Raw genomic sequence first — 21,020 nt, 5'->3', positions numbered from 1 at the left:
ATGAAAAAGAGTTTGCTATATATACTAAGTTCATTGTTATTGGTGGTAGCCGGAGGATGTTCGGATGACTTGAATTTGTCTCCGATCTCAAATAAGAATATCGAAGGATTTTATAAGACACAAAGTCAGTTCGAACAGGCGATTATCGGTTGTTATCATGGTTTACGGAATGCTAATCTGAAAAGCAATTTTTCTTATCAGTTGACCGAATGCCGCAGTGATAATGCCTGGCAACAGGTGGATTATGATGACGGTATGATTTCCCGGTTTACAGAGAATGCTGCGACTCCGGTGCTCAATACAGCTTGGGCAGATTTGTATAATACGGTTATGCGTTGTAATTATATTCTGACCCGTATCGAAGATGCAACTTTTGACGACGAAGGCGTAAGGAAACAGATAGAAGGAGAGGCCCGTTTTGTCAGGGCTTTGATCTACTTTGATTTAGTGCGTTATTTCAGAGGCGTTCCTATTGTTGATAAACCGTTGACGATTAGTGAGGCTTATTCTGTGACACGGGCAACGGAAGAGGAAGTGTATGATTTTATTATCAGTGATCTGAAAGCGGCTATCGGTTTGTTACCGGATGTGAAGCCAAAAGAACTGCCTAACAGGGCAACCGTTTTGGCGGCCAAAGGTTTTTTAGGTAAAGTCTATGTGTTCCAGTCCGGTTATCCGCTGAATAAAAGCAGTTGGGAGTCGGCAAAGGGTGAGTTGGAGGCTGTTGTCAATGGTATAGGTCAGGCCGGATTCTTTTCTAAATATGAGGATATTTTTTTGTATGAGAATGAAAACAAAGATCAAGCGGTGTTCTCTTTAGGTTGCCAAACGAATGCGCAGGGAGAAGGGAATCCTTATCCGAGTCGTAATGCGCCTAATGGTATCAAGCCGGGAGATACGGAACTTACCGTGCCGTTTGGAGGAAGCCCGTGGCAGCTCTTCTTTGATGATGAGATTCTGGACGATATATTTTCCGAGGAAGGGGATGAGCGGAGAGTTTATTCTATACAGACGGAATGGGAGGAAAAATCGGGTAGCATCATTACTAATAAGCCGTTTGTAAGAAAGTATCAAAACGGACCGATCAGTGCGGCGAGCGATTGGGATATCGACTGGATCATGCTGCGTTATACGGATGTTTACATGTTGTATGCAGAGGCTCTTTATCATACGAATAATCAGGCCGGAGCGTTGGATATAATAAATAAGGTGCGTATTCGGGCTGGTTTGACGGCATTGACCTCTGCTGCCATATCTTCGGTAGATAGTTTTACGGATGTGTTGTTGAAAGAACGGCGGCGTGAGTTCTGTTTTGAAAATCAGCGGTGGGGAGATCTGGTCAGGACAGACAGGGCTTTCGATATTATGAAAAAGTTCTTGTCCCGTTATGGTATAGCTGATAATCTGAAAAGTAAGGAACAGTATTTCTATCCTATACCGGAAAGGGAAACCAATGTTTCCGGTATCAAGTAATAGCCTGAAATAAAAAACACCCGAAAAACATTCCATAATCGATGGTGAGTTTTCCGGGTGTTCTATTTAATCGTTATTACTTATGCGATTGTAATTTCCGGGTCTAGATATACGTCCTGAATGGTGTGTAACAGTTCGACACCATCCTTCATGGAGCGTTGGAATGCCTTACGTCCGCTGATCAGTCCCATACCGCCGGCACGTTTATTGATAACGGCTGTGGTAACGGCATCCTTCAGATCGGAGGCTCCGTGTGATTCACCGCCGGAGTTGATGAGGCCGATACGTCCCATATAACCGTTTGCAACCTGGTAGCGGCAAAGGTCGATCGGGTGTTCGGTAGTCAGTTCGGTGTACATCTTTTTATCTACTTTGCCGAAGTTGATGGCAGTGAAACCTCCGTTGTTCGTCGGTAGTTTTTGTTTTACGATATCGGCTTTGATGGTAACGCCCAAATGGTTAGCCTGTCCGGTCAGGTCGGCAGCTGCATGATAATCGACACCATCTTTCTTGAAATCATTGTTTCTTAAATAACACCAAAGCACAGTTGCCATACCCAACTCATGGGCATATTCAAATGCATCTGCAATTTCAACCAACTGATCACGGCTTTCGGCAGAACCGAAATAGATCGTAGCACCAACGGCTGCGGCACCCATATTCCAGGCTTCCTTGACCGTACCGAACATCACCTGATTGTAACTGTTCGGATAAGTCAACAATTCGTTATGATTGAGCTTTACAAGGAACGGTATTTTATGTGCATATTTGCGTGCCACTACTCCTAAGTTCCCGAATGTGGAAGCCACAGCGTTACAGCCTCCTTCGATAGCCAGCTTTACAATGTTTTCCGGGTCGAAGTAAATAGGGTTGGGGGCAAATGAAGCGCCTGCCGTATGTTCTATATCCTGGTCTACGGGAAGGATAGACAAATAGCCGGTATTGGCAAGACGTCCGTTTCCCAGCATCCTTTGTAAATTATTTAATGTTTGAATATTTCTGTCTGTATTGATCCAGATATCATCTACTGTTGAAGGAGATGGAATATGTATCAGCGATTTGTCGATCGTTTTGCAGGTATGACCAAGTAAATACTCCGCTTTGTCGCCTAACAGGCTTTTAATCTTTGATGTATCCATAATATATGTAAGTTTTATAATCTAACACTTGCCGCCGGAAATAAGTTCCATAGTTTTTATCAATTAACAGATAGAATATATCTATCGGAGATCATTTGCCTTTTAGATTTGTTTGGTTAATTTTGTCGCAGGAAATAACAATGATTATATATACTAATAGTTTTACAACCAATAAAATTTTACAAAGATGAAAAAGAAATGGATCTGCACAGTATGTGGTTATGTTCATGAAGGTGACGAAGCTCCTGAATTTTGCCCGCAATGTAAACAGCCGAAAAGCAAGTTCAAAGAACTGGTAGAAACAGAAGGTGCTTTACAGTTTGTTGACGAACATGTATTAGGAGTAGCTAAAGGTGTTGACCCTGTTATTCTTGAAGGGTTGAATGCTCACTTCATGGGTGAATGTACTGAAGTCGGTATGTATTTGGCAATGAGTCGTCAGGCTGATCGCGAAGGTTATCCTGAAGTAGCAGAAGCGTTCAAACGTTATGCTTGGGAAGAAGCAGAACATGCTGCTAAGTTTGCAGAACTGTTGGGTGACGTTGTTTGGGATACAAAGACTAACCTGAAAAAACGTATGGAAGCGGAAGCTGGTGCATGCGAAGACAAAAAACGTATTGCAACATTAGCTAAACAGCAGAATCTGGATGCAATCCATGACACTGTACATGAAATGTGTAAAGACGAAGCTCGCCATGGAAAAGGCTTCGAAGGTTTATATAATCGTTATTTCAAATAATAACGGATAATTCGTTAACACGATAGGAGAGGGGGAGACCGGAAGGTTATTCCCCTTTTTTATATTGATAGTCTTGTATTTTTAGCACAGTAGTGCTATGACTACTAGTACTATAGTGTCACGCCTGTTAGCACAGTAGTGTTACTGATTGAAAAAAAGAGCTTTCGGAGGATAACGGTATGAAATTTTTCATACATTTGTCACGCAAACGACCGGGAAAGCTGCCAGAGTGGTCGAATGGGCCGCACTCGAAATGCGGTGTACGGGTAACTGTACCGGGGGTTCGAATCCCTCGCTTTCCGCTGAAATATAGAAAAACGGGTAGGCATCACTGTATAAATGGATGCCTACCCGTTGTTTGTTCGGTGCTTACCGGTTTGGACGGAGTACCCGATTACTTTTTCAATCCTTCCAACAGCTTATCTACCGCATCGGAAATAGTCTTTTCGCTTTTCAGTAACTGGATAAACTTGCTGCCGATGATGGCTCCTGAAGAATTGGAAGAAGCAGCTTCGAAAGTTGCTTTGTTGGAAATTCCGAAACCTACCAGGCGGGGATTCTGCAGATTCATTGCATTGATACGACGGAAATATGCCTGCTTCTGATCGTCGAAACTCTGTTGTGCTCCGGTGGTGGCTGCACTTGATACCATATAGATAAAGCCGGAGGTATGTTCGTCGATCAGGCGGATACGGTCTGCGGAGGTTTCCGGAGTGATCAGCATGATCAGTTTCAGGTCGTAGCGGTCGGCAGTCTCTTTATAGTCTGACATATAGTCGGCAAACGGGAGGTCGGGGATGATCACGCCGTCTATACCGGTTTCCACACACTTCTTACAGAATGCCTCGAAGCCGAATTGCATGATCGGATTAAGGTAACCCATCAGTACCAGCGGCATTTGAACTTCCTTTCGTATATCCTTCAACTGGTCGAACAGGAGATGTAACGACATGCCGTTATGGAGGGCCTGGGTTGCAGCCTCCTGGATAACCGGACCGTCAGCCATCGGATCGGAAAAGGGGATGCCTACTTCTACCATATGGATGCCTTTGGCTTCCAACTCTTTTAGAATGGTTACCGTATCGTTTAACTGCGGGTAACCGGCTGTAAAATAAACGGACAGGATGCCGTTCTTTTTTGTTTCGAATAAGTTTGTAATACGATTCATAATATGTTGTTATAATTATAGTTCAGTTATTTCTCCAAGTAATCCATTGGCACATTACCCCATTGGCATATTATTCTTTATTCCTTAATCTTTTCTATAAACGTTCTTATCTTTTCTGTATCCTTCATGCCAGGTTCGATCTCGAACCCGCTGTTCAGGTCGATACCGGCGAGTCGGGGATGTCGGAAATGTATGATGGCATCCGCACTGTCGGGGTTGATACCACCGCTGAGCAGGAACGGGGTATTTCCTTTATAAGAAGCAAGCACCGACCAGTCGAACTGCTTACCGGAACCACCGTAACTGTTACATTTGGTATCGAACAGGAAATAATCGGCACGTCCTTCATATTCAGTCGTGGAAGCCAGGTCGTCAGCCGAAGCAATAGGGAATGCTTTGATAATGGCATAGCCTCGCTTTTGCAGTGCGTAACAAATATCCGGCGATTCGTTACCATGCAGCTGTAAATAGTCGAGCCGATACAGTCGAGCTATCTCTATCATCTGTTCGGTCGTGGCATTGACGAAGACACCGACTTTTTTGAATTGACAATTGAGAATTGACAATTGAGAATTATTAAGAGGGGAGCTCTTTCTTTCATTTTCAATTTTCAATTTTCCATTGTCAACTGAGCGAGCAGAGCGAGCGTAAAAGATAAAACCCATCCAGTCGATCCCTGTAGCAGCCACCTGTCGGATATTTTCCGGATCCCGCATTCCGCATACCTTGATCAGCATGGCAAACCTCCTATGAAAGCAGAGAGAGTATCACCCGGCTGCCCCGTTTTCATAAATGTTTCACCGATCAGGAAGCCCCGGAAACCGGCTTCACGCAATTGAGAGACAGTCTCTGTCGATGAGATTCCGCTTTCTGATACCAGGAGAGGAGCAAGGTCTTTTTCTTTGACTATCTCCTGCATCTTCTCTGCCAGCCGGAAGGAATTGGCTACGTCGGTGTGGAAGGTCCCGAGGTTGCGGTTGTTCACGCCCAGCATGTCGATATGCGGATTCAGGTATTCCAGCTCAGCTTCGCTATGGATTTCCAGCAAAGTTTCCAATTGCAGGGTGTGCGCCAGTTCTGCCAGTTCCAGGCATTGGTCCGGTGTGAGGCAGGCGGCAATCAGCAGGACGGCATCGGCTCCCATGACACGAGCCTGGTAAAGCTGATATTCGTCGATGATGAAATCTTTCCGCAGCAGTGGGATGTCGACCAGTTTGCGTGCCAGACACAGGTCACCCAGTGAACCGCCGAAGAACTGCGAATCGGTGAGGATGGAACAGGCAGATGCACCGGCTTCTTTATAAGCGGGGACTATCTCTGCAATGGCGGCATCGGGATGTAACCAACCCTTTGAAGGGCTCTTGCGCTTGAATTCGGAGATGATACCGGATGAGGAAGCAGCCAGCGATGCACGCATCGAATAGGTGGTGCGTTCCAAACGTTCGCCACCCAAAGCCAATAAGGTCTGAAGGCGCACTGCCTGCTTTTGGCGGTCCACTTCAATGCGTTTGTTGGCGATGATGTCTTGCAATATATCTTTCATAGTTAATTGTTTAATGAAATGAATTTCTTTAATGTCTCTAACGCCTTACCGCTTTCCAAAGATTCACGAGCTTCAGCGATACAGGTTTCTATCTTCTTTTCCGGGCAGATTACCTGGATGGCAAAAGCGGAATTGGCAATCACGCAATTCTTTTGTGCCGGAGTAGCCGTGTTGTGCATCACACTGTCGAAAATACGGGCTGCGTCTTCTACGGTCTGCCCTCCGTCGAGGTCTGCTTCCGTGCAACGGGGGAAACCCAGCATCTCCGGTGTGTAGAGCTTTTCTTTCTCCGGCATAGCCACCTTAAACTCTGTCGTCAGCGATATTTCATCGAATCCGTCCAGGCTGTGAACGACGGCAAAACGTGTTCCGCTTTCCTGATACGTGTAGCTGTACAGACGGAGTAACGGCAGGTTATATACGCCTAATAGCTGGTAGGCAGGCATCACCGGATTGACCAGCGGGCCGAGCATATTGAAAAAGCTGCGTACTCCCAGGCTTTTACGTACCGGAGCTACTGCCTTCAATGCCGGGTTGAACAACGGAGCATGCAGATAAGCGATATGGCAGGTATCCATGCTCCGGCGTAGTTGGTCGATATCGTTGGTGAACTTCACGCCGTGCTGTTCCATCACGTTACTCGCTCCGCTGACGGAGGTTGCCCCGTAGTTACCATGTTTTACCACATTGTAACCCGCCCCGGCAACGACAAAGCAGGAGGCCGTACTTATATTGAACGTGTTTTTACCGTCGCCGCCTGTCCCTACAATATCGATCGACTTGTAATCCGACAGATCGACCGGAACCCGCATTTCGAGCAGTGCTTCGCGGAATCCGCTCAATTCCTCTACGGCGATGTTACGCATCAGATAGACGGTGATCAGGCTGGCAATCTGTGAATCGTTATATTGTCCGACCGCCATATTTTGAAGTATCTGCCGTGCTTCATCCCGTCCCAGATACTGATGTTCGAATAATCTGTATAATATATCTTTCATGACTCTTTTTCTTTTATAAATTCTCTCTACATGCTGTTATTTGTTTCACCCTAATGAAACAACTGTTTCTACGTAATGAAACAAGTGTTTCACTATGGAGAAACAGTTTGTTTCGTATGGTGGAAATAGGTGAAACACTTTACTTGCTGATTCCATTACCGCATGTTTAACCAATTTTCTATGATAGCCTTCCCTTTCGGGGTCAGTACGGATTCCGGGTGGAACTGGATACCTCTTACATCATAGGTGCGGTGACGTAAAGCCATGATCTGTTTCTCTTCCATATCTTCGGCAGTTATTTCCAGGCAATCAGGGAAGTTCTCGCGTGATACGACCCATGAATGATAACGTCCGGCACGGAATCCGGGTTCCAGTCCCGTAAACAACGGTTCTTTAGCTGTTACTTTTATATCGGAACAAACACCGTGATGTACGTCCTTCAGATTGATCAGGGTTGCTCCGAATGCTTCGCCGATGGCCTGTTCACCCAGGCAAACGCCCAGGATACTTTTGGTCGGGGCATATCTGCGGATCAGAGGAAGCAGGATACCTGCCTCTTCGGGAATGCCGGGACCGGGTGAAAGGAGTATCTTGTCGAAACGGTCTACTTCTTCCAGTGATATTTTATCATTGCGGTGTACTTCAACATCTGCACCAAGTTCCTTCAGTATGTGTAATAAATTGTAGGTGAAGGAATCGTAATTATCGAATAATAATATCTTGCTCATAATGTTTGTTGGTTAGGGCGGTTCGCGAACCGCCCGTACGGGGGATTCTAATTTTTAATTCTCAATTCTTCAGTTTTTCTGCCAGGTCGATTGCTTTCTTCAAAGCGCCCAGCTTGTTGTTTACTTCCTGTAGTTCCCGCTCGTCGTTGCTCTTGGCAACGATGCCGGCACCTGCCTGGTAATATAATACATTGCCGCGGCTGACGAATGTACGGATGGTGATTGCCTGGTTGAGGTCACCGTTCAGGCCGATAAATCCGATGCAACCGCCGTAGGCTCCGCGGTTATGTTTCTCGATGTCCGTAATCAGTTGCATGGCACGCACTTTCGGGGCACCGCTGAGGGTTCCTGCCGGGAAGGTGTCGATATACGTTTTCACCGGATTGCTATCGTTGTTTATTTCACCGCTGACACGGGAAACCAAATGGATCACATGGCTGTAGTATTGCACTTCTTTATAGAAATCGACTTGTACGTTGTGGGCATTCCGGCTCAGGTCGTTACGTGCAAGGTCTACCAGCATCACATGTTCGGCATTCTCTTTCGGGTCTGCCAGCAAGGCTTCGGTACGCTGTTTGTCGAGGGCTACATTTCCGGTACGGAAAGCGGTTCCGGCGATCGGGTCGATGCTGGCATGGCCGTCCGTCACTTTGCAATGTGTCTCGGGAGAAGAACCAAAGATTCGGAAACCGCCGAAGTCGAAATAAAACAGGTAAGGTGAAGGATTGATACTCCGCAATGCACGGTAGACTTTGAAGTCATCCCCTTTGAACGGTTGTTCGAAGCGACGGCTAAGTACGATTTGGAAGACATCGCCACGCAGGCAGTGTTTGATTCCTTCGCGGACCGATGCTCTGTATTCTTCATCGGTGATGGGAGAAGTCTCCGGTCCGGAAGTCTGGAAGTTATAGGAAGCATAGTTGCGGTTTTCGATCAGTGCTTCTATTTCCTGCAGGTTACTCTGTTCGTTTTCCTGCAGCAGCTCGACCAGGGTCAGTTCATTTTTGAAATGATTGAATACAAGGATATACCTATATAATATGTATAGCATGTCGGGTGCGTCGTTCTCTTCGTGATGAGCTTCCATCACCGGGATATTCTCGAAGTAACGGACTGCGTCGAATGCCGTGTAACCGAATAATCCGCAGACATTTTTGTCTGCTCCTTCAATACTGTAGCGGCTGAGGAAAGCATTCATTGCATCTGCCACATTGTAATTTTCGGTAAGAGGGGTAACCTCCCGGATTCCGTCGGGGAAAGCCGCTGTACTCTCACCGTTGTTGATGCCGATACTGGCCAACGGACAGAGAGCAATGAAAGAAAGGCTGTTCTCATTTCCGTGGAAGTCGGAACTTTCCAGTAACGCCGATTCCGGGTAGATATCCCGTACTTTTAAGTAAATGCTTACGGGAGTATGCAGGTCGCCTAAGACCTGTTTGCTTATCGCTTTGAAATGATAGTGCATAATAATTGAAAATTAAAGATTGAAAATTGAAAATTGAAAATTAAAGATTGAATCGTGTAGCCAATTTTCAATTTTCAATTTTCAATTTATAATTAATAAAAGTGTCCATATCTTTATCCCCACGTCCGGAAACAGTCAGTACCACCACATCTTCCGGTTTGAAATTCACTTTACTGAGTGCCCCCAGTGCATGTGCACTTTCCAAAGCGGGAATGATCCCTTCCAGTCGTGTCAGTTCGAAGGCCGCTTCCAGCGCTTCATCGTCGTCGACAGCCAGGATGGAAGCCCGGTGAGTAACGGAGAGATTCGCATGGATCGGACCGATACCCGGATAATCCAGTCCGGCGGAAATCGAGTAAGGTTCTTCTATCTGCCCGTCTTCGTTCTGCATCACCAGTGTCCGTGCTCCGTGGATAATGCCTTTCTTTCCCAATTGGATAGTAGCGGCGCTCTGACCGGAACAGATTCCTTTTCCCCCGGCTTCCGCCAGTACGAGCTTCACGCGTTCATCATCGACAAAATGGTAAATAGTCCCCGCTGCATTACTGCCTCCTCCCACACAAGCGATCAGATAATCTGGATGATCCCGTCCCTCTTTCTCCAGCAGTTGCTTCTTTATCTCTTCGCTGATAACGGATTGCAGACGTGCTACCATATCCGGGTAAGGATGAGGACCTACGGTAGAACCAATGATATAATACGTATCGGAGGGATGACAACACCAGTCACGGATCGCTTCGTTCGTTGCATCTTTCAGGGTCATATTACCGGATGTGACCGGAACGACTGTTGCTCCGAGCATCTCCATCTTCTGCACATTGGCGTGCTGGCGTTCCACGTCCGTCTTACCCATATAGACAATACACTCCATATTCATCAGGGCGCAGACGGTTGCTGTTGCCACACCATGCTGTCCGGCACCTGTTTCTGCGATGATGCGTGTCTTACCCATACGGCGTGCCAGCAGGATCTGTCCGATCGTGTTATTGATCTTATGGGCACCCGTATGATTCAGGTCTTCCCGTTTCAGATAGATCTTGCAGCCATACTTTTCGCTTAACCGTTTGGCAAGGTAAAGAGGAGAGGGACGGCCTACGTAATCGCGGAGTAACAGATTGAATTCCTGTTTGAAACTTTCGCTTTCCAGTACTTCCAGATAAGTGTTCTGTAAGTTTTCCACACACTGGTGAAGTATCTCGGGGATATATGCTCCGCCGAACTCTCCATAATAACCGTTTTTGTCAACTTGATACGTTTTCATCTTTTTGCTATGTTGTTTTAATTGTATTTCGTGAATGCTGTAAAAAGAAAAAAGGCCCGTCGCAAGTGCGACAGACCTTTCTATGATATCTTGACTAGTATATACACAGGACTGCGTTCCTTACGACCGTTTGAGGAGTAAAGAGCGCCACCACCAAAATGTATTTACTATAAATGTTGTCATTGTTTTTTCTGTTATTACGGCAGCAAATATAGATATTCTCTGACAAACTGCAAATGATTTGCTACTTTTTTTTGAAAAAATCTATATACAGGAATTCTTCTTATCTTTGCGGCATGAAACAGACTGATGAGTTCCGGAGATTTGTAAAAGAGCATGCAGGGGATGATTTGACACGTCTCTTGTTGAGTGCTTCCCGTTATCCTTCGATCGACGTTCCTTTTGCGGCAGACCAGATTGCTGCCCGCCGCCAGATCAGGGAGAAGCTGCCTTCATGGTATGCCAATGATGCTTTATTGTTCCCTTCGAAGATATCCGCCGAACAATGTTCGTCCGAGCAGACCGCTTTTTATAAGCAACGTTTGGTGCAGGAGAACGAAACGCTGTGCGATCTGACCGGCGGGCTGGGAATCGATAGTTATTATTTTTCCCGCCGGGTCCGTCATGTCGATTATATCGAACGTTTCCCCGGATATTGCGAGGCGGCACGGAATAACTTCTCCGTCTTGGGAGCGGATAATATAACGGTGATCGAAGGAGACAGCACGGAGCTTTTATCCCGTTTGCCCCAGGTCGATGTCTTTTATATCGATCCCGCCCGTCGTGGCGAAGGCAACAAACGTGTCTATGCCTTACCCGATTGCGAACCGGATCTGCCAGCTCTTTTGCCCGACCTGTTTCTCCGTGCTCCCAAAGTGATTGCGAAGTTATCTCCGATGGCCGATATCCGGCAAACACTTGAACTGTTACCCGGAACGATTCAGATACATGTTCTGTCAGTGAAGAATGAATGTAAGGAACTTTTATTTGTTATAGAACGCGGGAGTGCAGTCACCTCACCGGCTATCCATTGCATCAATTATGACAGCAGCGGGAGGGAAGATGCTTTTACTTTTACATTGGAAGAAGAATATTCCGAGCTTCTGCATCCGGCAAACCGGATCGGCCGTTTCTTTTACGAACCCAATGCTTCTTTGCTGAAAGCCGGAGCCTTCAAGTGTGTGGCAACCCGTTTCGGGCTGGAGAAACTGCATGTAAGCAGCCATCTCTACACCTCGGATACCGTGGTCGAAGACTTTCCCGGCAGATGCTTCGTTGTCGAGGAAGTCTATCCTTTTTCCGGAAAACTATGTAAAAGTTTATCCAAAGACATCCCTCAGGCGAATATGACTGTCCGCAATTTTCCGTTGTCCGTCGAAGAATTGCGCAAACGAACAAAGATAACGGATGGGGGAAATGTGTATCTTTTTGCTACAACCCTTGCCGATGGTAGTAAAATTATGGTTAAATGTAGCAAGTTGTAGTATCATAAATCTTTTCATGTCTTTTATCTCCGGATTTTATCCCTATATTTGCGGGGTTAAATCAAATACATGAAATGATACAGAAAGATTCTTACACTTCTGCGCAGCTGACCGCGATGGTCGTCCTGCGATTATTCATTGGCTGGCATTTTGCCTACGAAGGACTGGTGAAGATCCTGAATCCCAAATGGACGTCGCTTCCTTACCTCCTCGATTCCAAAGGTTTTATGTCTGACTTTTTTGCCGGGTTGGCTAGTGATCCGGCTATGATGAACATGGTAAATGCGCTGAATGAATGGGCGCTGCTGTTGATCGGTCTCGGACTGATAACGGGTGCTTTCAGTAAACTCTCTTCTATCGGGGCAATGGTATTGCTTGCGTTTTATTACCTTTCCCATCCTTCTTTCATCGGCGCACAATATATGATGCCGTTTGAAGGTTCATACCTGTGGATAGACAAGAATCTCGTCGAGATGGCGGCACTGGCTGTACTGCTGGCTTTCCCCACCTCTCATATTATCGGGCTGGACCGCTACCTGAAAAAGGCGATCCCCTTATTGTCTAAACTCAAATTAATGTAACAGCATGGCAACAGAGAACAATACTCCGAAAGAAAGTAAAGGCCCCGAATCGGAAGGCCGTCGTAATGCCCTGAAGACATTGGCTACCATCCCTGTGTTGGGTGCGTTGGGTTATGGCGTATACAGAAAACAAAAGCACGATAAGGAATCGAAGAGCCTGGGCAGCGCTTTCCGTTTCGATCAGGAACATCATATGATCCCTGCTCAGCTGGACGGAAAAAAGATACGTATCGGGATGATCGGATTCGGTATCCGCGGTAAACAGTTGATGCGTGCGGCAGGCTTTGCCGAACCTTCCTGGATCGACGGACTGATCGAAGGGGCGAAGAATGACAGCAAAGACAAACGTTACGAGCAGTTCCTGGAACAGGACGATCTGAATATCGAGGTGACCGGCGTATGCGACATTTTCGATGTGTATGGTGAGGCGGCTGCACTGGCTGCATCCAATATTCACCGGGAAGGATCGAACGGTAAGTTCGGCAAAGCTCCGAAGCGTTACAGGACGTATAAGGAGTTGCTGGCGGCTGACGATATCGATGCCGTTATCATCGCTACTCCTGACCATTGGCACAGTACGATGGCGATGGAAGCTGCCAAAGCAGGTAAGCATGTCTATGTAGAGAAACCGCTTTCATGGACAGTCCCCGAAACATATGAGGTGCGTAAAGTGGTGAAAGAAACCGGTATCGTGTTCCAGTTGGGACACCAGGGCCGTCAGACAGACAGTTATATCCGTGCCAAGGAGATCATCGACAAGGGGCTGATCGGTAAAGTCTCGCTGATTGAAGTATGTACCAACCGCAACGATCCGAACGGTGCCTGGGTGTATCCGTTGATCGACGGTGCTTCCCCGGAAACGATCGACTGGAAACAGTTTGAGGGACCGGAAGAACGTATTAAGGAATATACCGACTATATGACATCGAACAACCTGCAACGGTATATCGGTCCCGATCCCCGCGACAAGTTCAGCCTCGAACGTTTCTTCCGCTGGCGTTGCTGGTGGGATTACAGTACAGGATTGAGCGGCGACTTGCTGACGCATGAGTATGATGCCATCAATCAGATATTCGGTGTGGGGATCCCTCATTCGGCTACCTCTTCCGGTGGTGTCTACTTCTTCAAGGACGGACGTACCGTGCCGGATGTGCTGCAGACTACCTTTGAGTTTCCGGACCGCGATATGACGATGTTGTACAGTGCCACACTGGCAAGCAACCGTCCGCGTGGAAAAGTGATCATGGGGCATGATGCCCAGATGGAGCTTTCCAATACGATTACCTTAAAGGCCGACCCTGCTTCCGAAATCTATAAAGACAAGATCGACCAGGGGATCATCAAGCCGAACGAGCCGTTCTACACCTATGTGCCGGGACAAAATTCGGTGGATGCCATCACGTCGCCTACGGAGTTGTACTTCGCCCAGCGCGGTTTGCTTTATACTTATGTAGGCGGTAAACGTTTCGACACGACCCATCTCCACATCCGTGAATGGTTGGAATGTATCCGCCAGGGAAAACAGCCCAGCTGTAACATCGATGCTGCATTCCAGGAAGCCATGACCGCCCACATGGGTACGCATGCTTATCTGGAAGGACGCACGATGTACTGGGATAAGGAAAATGAAGAGATTGTGAGAGGATAATCTGACAAGAATAGATATAAGAAAAAGGGCAGCGTCTATATGGCACACCCTTTTTTCGGACACAACTTTTGTGATTAGGAAAAATAGTTGATTGATAACGAGTTAGTAAATGACACAAGTACGGATTTATCCGTATAAACATTATTTCGCTAAGGAAACTACTCTTTTCATGTAGGTTTCTATGTAGGTTAATTAATACCAATTGATTCCTACTAATGCGAATTAATAATAAGTCATTAACTAACTCGTTATCAGTCTATGTACACGATTAACATCAGGGGTAAGCAGAACCCGAAAGACACCAAGATGGTCAAGCTGGAGATAATTTTCTTCAAGACCGGTTACGCCCGTGTGCCGAAGGTTATAAACATCACAGGGCTATTAAAAGACTGGGATGTCAAGTCTCAGAGTTTCCGTGTAGGGAGTGCGGAGGCCACTACCAAGAACAAACTGCTTTTCGATTTGCGAACCAAATATCTGCATGTCGCCGATACCTGGGAGATGGAAGGCAGGAACTGGTCGCCCGTCCAGCTATCACATTGCTTCGATGAAATCAAGGCGGCCAAACCCGAGGTCAAAGTAAAGAGTGTCCAGCAGATGATCGATTATCTTGAAGAGACATTCAAAAACAAGAAACGCATCAAGAACGGTCAGATTGTCGACAGCACGACCAATGCTAAACGGTATGTCTATCTCAAGCGTGAACTGCAGGCGTTTACAAAGGAAAAATATGAAAAAGCCTTTTCCTCTTATTTCTTTACGGATATTACAGAAGAGTTTCTTCTTGACTTTGCGTTTTGGCTTAAAGAAAGAGGTATCAGAAATGGCAACAAGGCCGGACTTACACACAAACTAAGGTTGCTCCGTGCCGTATGCAGGCAGGCAGAAAAGAAAGAGATGTACGGGGTGAATATGGATAACTTCCTCTGTCTCGGTGATGATATTAATTGGCCGGAAACCACTTCAAGAGCAGTTCCGGAAACAGTCATAGCTAAAATCGCAAATGTTGACCGTACCTTGTTTACGAAAAAAGAGCAGTTGCATCTTGATTTGTTCCTGTTCAGCTACTATACCGGAGGTATGGCGAATGTCGATGTATGTAACCTGACATGGGATTTGGTCCAGGAAGACCGCATCGTCTATGAACGTATCAAGTTTCCCAAAACAGCCAAACCGGAATTACTCAGTAAAGCAAAAGCCATCATGAATAAATACCGTGGGCAAAGTTATGGAAATTATGTATTTCCTGTTTTTACTCATAAACACACGACCACTTCCAAGAAGACTACACGTGTCAAGCAAATTTCCACACGCCTTTCACAAACCTTGACGAAAGCATGCAAGATGCTGCGCATTAAAGAAAACATCACATGGTATTCCGCCCGTGGCTCTTTCATATCGAAGATGGTAGATGCCGGTAATAATCCGTATGTGGTTGCAGAGATGGCTGGTAACAGCCCATTGACCATCTATAAGCATTACTACAAGAATACAAAGCGGGAAGAAATCAAGCGGCAGATGGAAGAAATGTTCTGACCAGACATATCCATAAAGTTGTAAACACCTTGACAATTTCTCTGATGGATAAATCATACGGTGTAATGGCTGTTAAAAGTCATTGATTACCAATGTGATATTTGCAATATTGACAAAATCGCTCTTATTCTCGATTATTTTCATTACCTTTGTGGTCAATAACTTAAATAGAATTTATATGAAAGAATTGGTTTCAAAAATACAGGAAGTATATGCTACATTCTCCACGGATGCGGCACTTCAGATTGAAAAAGGCAACAATTAGGTAAACACTATTATAATGTAAAGAAGCGGTTGGAATATATTATGTTCCAGCCGCTTCCTAATTATTTTCTTTACATAATTATTTGTAGCTTTAGTAAATTCTAAATCTACAAGTTATGTGTAAAACGAATAAATCCATCTCGGAAATTATCGATGCATATCGATGTGAATTGATTGACAGAGGTTATAGTCAGGGAACTTTTTATGATTATTCGAAAATCTGTCGTATCATACAAAAATGGTGGGATAAAAAAGGTCTTAAAGAATTTAACGAAGAAAATGCCTTCCAATTTTGTGACGAATTTATAGGGACACGTTATCTGGCCCCATCTTTAACATCAGAACAGAGGCGTAAACTGCGGGTTATTCGAATGCTTCTGTCGATATATAGAGATGAAGATTTCGAAAATTATACACCCTCTCACCAAAAAATTTTTAAGACAAAACTTGGTGATGTCTTTTATCCGTATATCGACTGGTGCATATCGACACTCAAATTCACACCGTCCACAGTGGAAACCCACAAACGGGTTGCAACTAAATTCGATTCTTTTTTATGGGCACGAGGAGTTAATTTGGCGGAAGTCTCATCATCGCTTTTTGAAGATTTTATTACGTCCGAATCAAAATCCAACCGAGTAAGGTACAAAGGCGTTCTTCGCAACATTTACCGATACCTGTATGAAACAGGTATTACGAAAGGGGATTTATCAATATTCATACTCAAAGAGCCTTATATTCGTGCTGCATCAAAGCTGCCTACAACATATACCGAAGAAGAAATTAAAAATCTAATCTCATCCGTTGACAGAAGTACACCGTTGGGGAAACGGAATTATCTTATTTTACTATTGGCTTCAGAATATGGTATGAGAGCATCGGATATCCGGAGTTTGAGTTTGAAACACATCGATTGGGAATCGAACACGATATTGTTTAACCAACAAAAAACAGATATTCCGGTTTCTTATCCTCTTATTCCGTCTATCGGTAATGCCATTATTGAATATTTGAAATACGGACGGCCTCCGGGTGGAGATGATGTGATTATTGTACGACATGACTCTAAACGTAAAGGGTTACGGCTTTCATCCGGCGGGATTTATTCCATAGTGGAAGGCGCTTTTAAGAATTCGAATATTTCGAATTGGCAGAAAAAGAAACATGGTCCTCATTCTCTTCGGCATAGCTTTGCTTCAAATCTGTTAAAGCATGGAGCTGGATACTATATAATCAGTATGACCATGGGGCACAGTTATGCTGAAACAACCAAAACATATTTGCAAATCGACTTTGACCAATTAAGAAAATGCAGTTTACAGATTCCAGTTGTACGCAGTATCTATTATAACCATATGGCATATTAAGGAAAGGAGGTGGCATATGGGTAGACCTAATTATTATTCAGCCTTTGCAGAACATATTTCCAAGTTCTTAGATTATAGAGAGAATAGCGGGATAAAATATATGTATCCGGATTATGTGCATCTCAAGAACCTCGATAACTTCTTTATCCAAGAAGGAATTACGAACATCTCTTTTTCCAGAGATCAAGCCGTCAAATGGAAACAACAACTTGAGAATGAATCAAAAAGCACACAATATGACAGAATTAATATAACAAAACGATTTTTTGAATATCTGTTCATACAAGGATTTCCGGTATTCCAATTTAAAGACATCAAACACCCTAAATCAAAATTCACTCCTCATATTTATACGGACGAAGAAATTGAAAAATATTTCGTTGCATTGGATCGATATGAACCGATAAAAAATAGAAAGCATAAGATCCAATTACCTGTATTATTCAGAATTATGTTATGCTGTGGAACACGTATGACCGAAACGATAAAGATTCAGAAAAAGGATGTCGATTTAGATGCAGGTATCATAAAATTATCCGAGACTAAAAACTCAAAACAGCGTTATGTGGTTATGTCCGACAGTTTAATAGAACTTATGAGAGCATTTGCCGACAAAACGTTCTACGCTTTATTGGATGATGACTATATATTCTCCTCTTTATACGGCAAGAATATTTCTGCTTCAACAGTTGCGGCAATACATCACGATATTCTTCGGCATGCAGGCATACCGAATAGAGGTAGTGGACGATACGGAAAACGAGTGCATGATTGGCGCCACACTTTTGCCGTAAAGTCTTTTAAACAACTTATTGATTCAGGGATGGATATGTATGCTGCTTTGCCAATTATGTCTGTTTACCTGGGACATGACAGTATCTATGCTACGGAAGGTTATCTGAGATTGACTATCAGCATGTATCCATATCTCAAGGAAAAATTCGAAAAAAATCTTGATGAAATATTTGAAAAATAGCTAATATGAAACGAACTGATTTTGCCGGTGCGCTTTACCGTTATTTCCGTGATTATTTAGTTAATGATCGAGGTTGTTCTGCACGTACAATAGAAACATATCGCTATGCTTTTATACAATTTATTGACTACATGGAAAATCACCTTAATATACGACCGGAGAAAATAGAACTAACGCATATCAATGTTCAAAATCTGCAATCATTTCTCTTGTGGCTGGAGCGCGAAAAGAAAGTATCAACGTCTACACGTAACCAGCGGCTCGCTGCTTTTAAGAGTTTCTCTTCTTTTTTGAAGTACGATCTTCCTGAATGCCTTGATAATGTAATACAAATTCAGAATATTAAAATGAAAAAATCTTTTGTTAAAGACGTATCTTATCTTAAACCGGAGGGGATTAAACTGTTACTATCTCAGATAGATAGGTCTTCGTACAAAGGGAAAAGAGATTATGCAATGTTCTCATTGTTGTATGCAACAGGCATCAGAGTTAGTGAATTAATCAAAATAAGGGGACGGGATATTTCAATGAGTTCTCCAAAGCATATAACTATACATGGAAAGGGAAATAAAATAAGGCATGTGCCAATCGTACAGCACTTGGCATCTATTCTTGAAAAATACTTGGAAGAAAGCCGATCCATGCTCCCGCAAAATCTGGATAAACCAATTTTTGTAAATCATTCGGATGAAATGTTTACAAGACAAGGGATCAATCATTTACTAACAAAATATGCGAATAAAGCGAGGACGGTGAATTCATCTCTCATCCCAAAGGATTGCAGCCCTCATAAGATCAGACATTCTACTGCAATGGCTATGGTTGAGAATGGAACGGATCTAATCGTTATACGGGATTTTTTAGGTCACTCCAGTATTCAAACAACTGAAATATATGCAAGATTATCCGCTTCTCGTCGAATAAAAGCTATTGAAGCGGCCAGTAAAGAAATTGTTCCACCAGAAGATGCTATTTGGGTAAACAACACATCTATTAAAGAGTGGTTGAAATCCATGACAAATCCTAAAATTATGTAAAGAAAATAATTAGGAAGCGGCTGGAACATAATATATTCCAACCGCTTCTTTACATTATAATAGTGTTTACCTAATTGTTGTTATGTCAATATTTACATAACAACAAGGCCGCAGGGACCCGTGCCCGTAAGACCTCGTTGGAACTGGAAAAACTGATGAAAGAGTTTCGTAAGCTTTCCTTGGAAGAGTCTAAAAAATAACCTTTACACGTCCGGTCGTTATCACATAATGGCCGGTTCTTCTGCAGATGCGGCATAAAAACCATATTGGCAGAACGACATAATAAAATACGGAAAGCGTTAGCTTTTGTCATGCACCGAAATCTGGTAAATTTCACTTATCCGCAGGACAAACAGTTTTCGCCTATGCTTTTGCGTGGGCTTAACTTGTTTGCGGATAGGTTTACCAGAACCTCGGTGCTACGGGTTATGTCCCACGCTTTTTGGTCTTGGTACATTGAATGCTTGACGGGACTCAAGCCAAATACGGAGATATTATGAACGACATGAATCTGATGGATGAACTTTTGAAAATTCCTGCTGATGCAACTGCCGCCACCGTACAAGGCATAGAAATGCTGCTTATCGATGAAAACAAGGCGGGGGCTTTATTGGAGTCGGATCCTAATGACAACACCATCCACGAATGCCTTTTAAGCAACGGCCGTTTCCTGTTCCAATCGGACAATACCAACCTCGTTGCCCTGTATAAAGTAACAGGAGCATCTGAATAACGCTCCTGTTGCATATAATCACCTTATTTGTCTGATTTCATCCTTCCTGCAAAGGCTTTTGACGGTTTGAATGCCGGGATATTGTGGGCAGGCACTATTATCGTGGTATTCCTGCTTATGTTGCGTGCTGTCTTTTCCGCACGGTGTTTGATGATAAAAGAACCGAAGCCGCGAAGATAAACCTCCTCGCCGTTTATCATGGAAGACTTTACGCTATCCATGAATCCTTCGACAACTTGTAACACGACCTGCTTCTCCAGACCGGTCTGCGTTGCTATTTCCCTGACGATATCCGCTTTTGTCATATTAACTCTTGATTAAATACTGTCAATCCGTTCACAAAGATACATCATTTCCTGAAATATCCTCCTTTTACAAACACATATAATAAACATTAGCCGGCGTCCGTCTCTACTCTTTCGATACAAATAGTATCGAAGTATGAAGCTGACACTCAACCGCAAATTCAAAGGTCAGACCTATACCATAGGCGACCTGTCCATCGACGGCAAATTTTTCTGTAATACCATCGAAGATGCCGTGAGGGAACTTCCGGCAACCTGTCCGGATACTCCTCGCGGCCGTTCCTGTACCTGCAAGGAAAAGGTCTATTCCAAGACCGCCATTCCTGCCGGGACTTATAAAGTTACCCTTCAGTACAGCCCCAAGTACAAGAAAAAAATGCCATATCTGCACGATGTACCTCATTTCCTCGGCATCCTGATCCATTCAGGCAACACCGAGGGAGATTCCGCCGGTTGTATCATCGTGGGAAAGAATACGGTCAAGGGAAAAGTTTTGGAATCCCGTACTACATTCCAAAAACTGTATGCCATGCTCGAGTCCGAAAGGGACATAACCATTCAGATTATATAAATCG

General features: G+C 44.3%; 20 protein-coding genes, 1 tRNA gene and 1 pseudogene. 13 read left to right on the top strand and 9 right to left on the bottom strand.

The features are described 5' to 3' along the window. Complete coding sequence (locus DXD68_RS21155; protein WP_158585917.1) at positions 1-1,473, top strand: RagB/SusD family nutrient uptake outer membrane protein; 1,473 nt, start codon at positions 1-3, stop codon at positions 1,471-1,473. An 80-nt stretch (positions 1,474-1,553) separates the two neighbouring features. Here DXD68_RS21155 and DXD68_RS21150 read toward each other — a convergent pair whose 3' ends face one another. Next, positions 1,554-2,612 carry a class I fructose-bisphosphate aldolase gene (locus DXD68_RS21150; protein WP_122363456.1) on the bottom strand — a complete coding sequence of 353 codons (1,059 nt, stop codon included), beginning with the start codon at positions 2,610-2,612 and terminating at the stop codon, positions 1,554-1,556. A 187-nt stretch (positions 2,613-2,799) separates the two neighbouring features. Here DXD68_RS21150 and DXD68_RS21145 point away from each other — a divergent pair, with 187 nt between their 5' ends. Then, entirely contained in the window at positions 2,800-3,351 is a 552-nt protein-coding gene (locus DXD68_RS21145; protein ID WP_005856013.1) for an NADH peroxidase, read from the top strand. Positions 3,352-3,566: 215 nt separating this feature from the next. After that, positions 3,567-3,653: transfer RNA gene (locus DXD68_RS21140), tRNA-Ser, on the top strand. Positions 3,654-3,745: 92 nt separating this feature from the next. Here DXD68_RS21140 and trpA read toward each other — a convergent pair. From trpA to trpB, 7 genes are all read right to left on the bottom strand, one after another. After that, on the bottom strand, positions 3,746-4,519 hold the full coding sequence (trpA, locus tag DXD68_RS21135; RefSeq protein ID WP_122363455.1) for a tryptophan synthase subunit alpha: 774 nt from the start codon (positions 4,517-4,519) through the stop codon (positions 3,746-3,748). A 77-nt stretch (positions 4,520-4,596) separates the two neighbouring features. Continuing rightward, positions 4,597-5,256, bottom strand: coding sequence for a phosphoribosylanthranilate isomerase (locus tag DXD68_RS21130; RefSeq protein ID WP_122363454.1), 660 nt, complete (start codon positions 5,254-5,256; stop codon positions 4,597-4,599). Next, positions 5,250-6,062, bottom strand: coding sequence for an indole-3-glycerol phosphate synthase TrpC (trpC, locus tag DXD68_RS21125; RefSeq protein WP_122363453.1), 813 nt, complete (start codon positions 6,060-6,062; stop codon positions 5,250-5,252). The genes DXD68_RS21130 and trpC overlap by 7 nt, the downstream gene beginning before the upstream one ends. Positions 6,063-6,064: 2 nt before the next feature. Beyond that, the gene (gene trpD / locus DXD68_RS21120; RefSeq protein WP_122363452.1) at positions 6,065-7,060 is read right to left on the bottom strand and encodes an anthranilate phosphoribosyltransferase; all 996 of its coding nucleotides are present in this window, start codon (positions 7,058-7,060) and stop codon (positions 6,065-6,067) included. Positions 7,061-7,215: 155 nt separating this feature from the next. Then, positions 7,216-7,788: an anthranilate synthase component II gene (locus tag DXD68_RS21115; RefSeq protein WP_122363451.1), complete on the bottom strand. Its 573-nt coding sequence runs from the start codon at positions 7,786-7,788 to the stop codon at positions 7,216-7,218. A 61-nt stretch (positions 7,789-7,849) separates the two neighbouring features. Then, positions 7,850-9,253: an anthranilate synthase component I family protein gene (locus DXD68_RS21110; RefSeq protein ID WP_122363450.1), complete on the bottom strand. Its 1,404-nt coding sequence runs from the start codon at positions 9,251-9,253 to the stop codon at positions 7,850-7,852. Positions 9,254-9,320: 67 nt separating this feature from the next. After that, the gene (trpB, locus tag DXD68_RS21105) at positions 9,321-10,514 is read right to left on the bottom strand and encodes a tryptophan synthase subunit beta (protein WP_122363449.1); all 1,194 of its coding nucleotides are present in this window, start codon (positions 10,512-10,514) and stop codon (positions 9,321-9,323) included. A 296-nt stretch (positions 10,515-10,810) separates the two neighbouring features. Here trpB and DXD68_RS21095 point away from each other — a divergent pair, with 296 nt between their 5' ends. From DXD68_RS21095 to DXD68_RS21055, 9 genes and pseudogenes are all read left to right on the top strand, one after another. Then, a complete protein-coding gene (locus DXD68_RS21095; RefSeq protein WP_122363448.1) occupies positions 10,811-11,998 on the top strand; it encodes a THUMP-like domain-containing protein in 1,188 nt (395 codons plus the stop codon). Between the two features lie 74 nt (positions 11,999-12,072). Beyond that, positions 12,073-12,579 carry a DoxX family membrane protein gene (locus tag DXD68_RS21090; protein WP_122363447.1) on the top strand — a complete coding sequence of 169 codons (507 nt, stop codon included), beginning with the start codon at positions 12,073-12,075 and terminating at the stop codon, positions 12,577-12,579. 4 nt (positions 12,580-12,583) lie between these two features. Next, positions 12,584-14,227 carry a Gfo/Idh/MocA family protein gene (locus DXD68_RS21085; RefSeq protein ID WP_122363446.1) on the top strand — a complete coding sequence of 548 codons (1,644 nt, stop codon included), beginning with the start codon at positions 12,584-12,586 and terminating at the stop codon, positions 14,225-14,227. A gap of 258 nt (positions 14,228-14,485) precedes the next feature. Next, entirely contained in the window at positions 14,486-15,763 is a 1,278-nt protein-coding gene (locus tag DXD68_RS21080) for a phage integrase SAM-like domain-containing protein (RefSeq protein ID WP_004293508.1), read from the top strand. A gap of 380 nt (positions 15,764-16,143) precedes the next feature. Next, positions 16,144-17,394, top strand: a complete 1,251-nt coding sequence (locus tag DXD68_RS21075) for a site-specific integrase (protein WP_117722017.1) — start codon at positions 16,144-16,146, stop codon at positions 17,392-17,394. 16 nt (positions 17,395-17,410) lie between these two features. Further along, entirely contained in the window at positions 17,411-18,370 is a 960-nt protein-coding gene (locus tag DXD68_RS21070) for a tyrosine-type recombinase/integrase (protein ID WP_118419102.1), read from the top strand. A gap of 5 nt (positions 18,371-18,375) precedes the next feature. Next, positions 18,376-19,407 carry a tyrosine-type recombinase/integrase gene (locus DXD68_RS21065; RefSeq protein ID WP_117722019.1) on the top strand — a complete coding sequence of 344 codons (1,032 nt, stop codon included), beginning with the start codon at positions 18,376-18,378 and terminating at the stop codon, positions 19,405-19,407. 86 nt (positions 19,408-19,493) lie between these two features. Beyond that, positions 19,494-19,607, top strand: a pseudogene (locus DXD68_RS21060) (histone H1); the annotation flags it as partial. A gap of 296 nt (positions 19,608-19,903) precedes the next feature. Then, on the top strand, positions 19,904-20,140 hold the full coding sequence (locus DXD68_RS21055; RefSeq protein WP_009316603.1) for a hypothetical protein: 237 nt from the start codon (positions 19,904-19,906) through the stop codon (positions 20,138-20,140). A 23-nt stretch (positions 20,141-20,163) separates the two neighbouring features. On the opposite strand, the gene DXD68_RS21050 is transcribed toward DXD68_RS21055, so the two are convergent. Beyond that, the gene (locus DXD68_RS21050) at positions 20,164-20,445 is read right to left on the bottom strand and encodes an HU family DNA-binding protein (RefSeq protein WP_008142902.1); all 282 of its coding nucleotides are present in this window, start codon (positions 20,443-20,445) and stop codon (positions 20,164-20,166) included. Positions 20,446-20,581: 136 nt separating this feature from the next. Here DXD68_RS21050 and DXD68_RS21045 point away from each other — a divergent pair, with 136 nt between their 5' ends. Then, complete coding sequence (locus tag DXD68_RS21045) at positions 20,582-21,016, top strand: DUF5675 family protein (RefSeq protein WP_009316602.1); 435 nt, start codon at positions 20,582-20,584, stop codon at positions 21,014-21,016. Positions 21,017-21,020: the final 4 nt, after the last annotated feature.

Origin of the sequence: Parabacteroides sp. TM07-1AC, assembly GCF_003480915.1 — a bacterium.
GTDB lineage: Bacteria > Bacteroidota > Bacteroidia > Bacteroidales > Tannerellaceae > Parabacteroides > Parabacteroides chongii.
This window is presented reverse-complemented; position numbering and strand designations above follow the sequence as displayed.

What these genes read in the sequence shown, in the direction of transcription:
- DXD68_RS21155 (WP_158585917.1), top strand. Translation starts at nt 1, where the DNA reads ATGAAAAAGAGTTTGCTATATATACTAAGTTCATTGTTATTGGTGGTA.
- DXD68_RS21150 (WP_122363456.1), bottom strand. Translation starts at nt 2,612, where the DNA reads ATGGATACATCAAAGATTAAAAGCCTGTTAGGCGACAAAGCGGAGTAT.
- DXD68_RS21145 (WP_005856013.1), top strand. Translation starts at nt 2,800, where the DNA reads ATGAAAAAGAAATGGATCTGCACAGTATGTGGTTATGTTCATGAAGGT.
- trpA (WP_122363455.1), bottom strand. Translation starts at nt 4,519, where the DNA reads ATGAATCGTATTACAAACTTATTCGAAACAAAAAAGAACGGCATCCTG.
- DXD68_RS21130 (WP_122363454.1), bottom strand. Translation starts at nt 5,256, where the DNA reads ATGCTGATCAAGGTATGCGGAATGCGGGATCCGGAAAATATCCGACAG.
- trpC (WP_122363453.1), bottom strand. Translation starts at nt 6,062, where the DNA reads ATGAAAGATATATTGCAAGACATCATCGCCAACAAACGCATTGAAGTG.
- trpD (WP_122363452.1), bottom strand. Translation starts at nt 7,060, where the DNA reads ATGAAAGATATATTATACAGATTATTCGAACATCAGTATCTGGGACGG.
- DXD68_RS21115 (WP_122363451.1), bottom strand. Translation starts at nt 7,788, where the DNA reads ATGAGCAAGATATTATTATTCGATAATTACGATTCCTTCACCTACAAT.
- DXD68_RS21110 (WP_122363450.1), bottom strand. Translation starts at nt 9,253, where the DNA reads ATGCACTATCATTTCAAAGCGATAAGCAAACAGGTCTTAGGCGACCTG.
- trpB (WP_122363449.1), bottom strand. Translation starts at nt 10,514, where the DNA reads ATGAAAACGTATCAAGTTGACAAAAACGGTTATTATGGAGAGTTCGGC.
- DXD68_RS21095 (WP_122363448.1), top strand. Translation starts at nt 10,811, where the DNA reads ATGAAACAGACTGATGAGTTCCGGAGATTTGTAAAAGAGCATGCAGGG.
- DXD68_RS21090 (WP_122363447.1), top strand. Translation starts at nt 12,073, where the DNA reads ATGATACAGAAAGATTCTTACACTTCTGCGCAGCTGACCGCGATGGTC.
- DXD68_RS21085 (WP_122363446.1), top strand. Translation starts at nt 12,584, where the DNA reads ATGGCAACAGAGAACAATACTCCGAAAGAAAGTAAAGGCCCCGAATCG.
- DXD68_RS21080 (WP_004293508.1), top strand. Translation starts at nt 14,486, where the DNA reads ATGTACACGATTAACATCAGGGGTAAGCAGAACCCGAAAGACACCAAG.
- DXD68_RS21075 (WP_117722017.1), top strand. Translation starts at nt 16,144, where the DNA reads ATGTGTAAAACGAATAAATCCATCTCGGAAATTATCGATGCATATCGA.
- DXD68_RS21070 (WP_118419102.1), top strand. Translation starts at nt 17,411, where the DNA reads ATGGGTAGACCTAATTATTATTCAGCCTTTGCAGAACATATTTCCAAG.
- DXD68_RS21065 (WP_117722019.1), top strand. Translation starts at nt 18,376, where the DNA reads ATGAAACGAACTGATTTTGCCGGTGCGCTTTACCGTTATTTCCGTGAT.
- DXD68_RS21055 (WP_009316603.1), top strand. Translation starts at nt 19,904, where the DNA reads ATGAACGACATGAATCTGATGGATGAACTTTTGAAAATTCCTGCTGAT.
- DXD68_RS21050 (WP_008142902.1), bottom strand. Translation starts at nt 20,445, where the DNA reads ATGACAAAAGCGGATATCGTCAGGGAAATAGCAACGCAGACCGGTCTG.
- DXD68_RS21045 (WP_009316602.1), top strand. Translation starts at nt 20,582, where the DNA reads ATGAAGCTGACACTCAACCGCAAATTCAAAGGTCAGACCTATACCATA.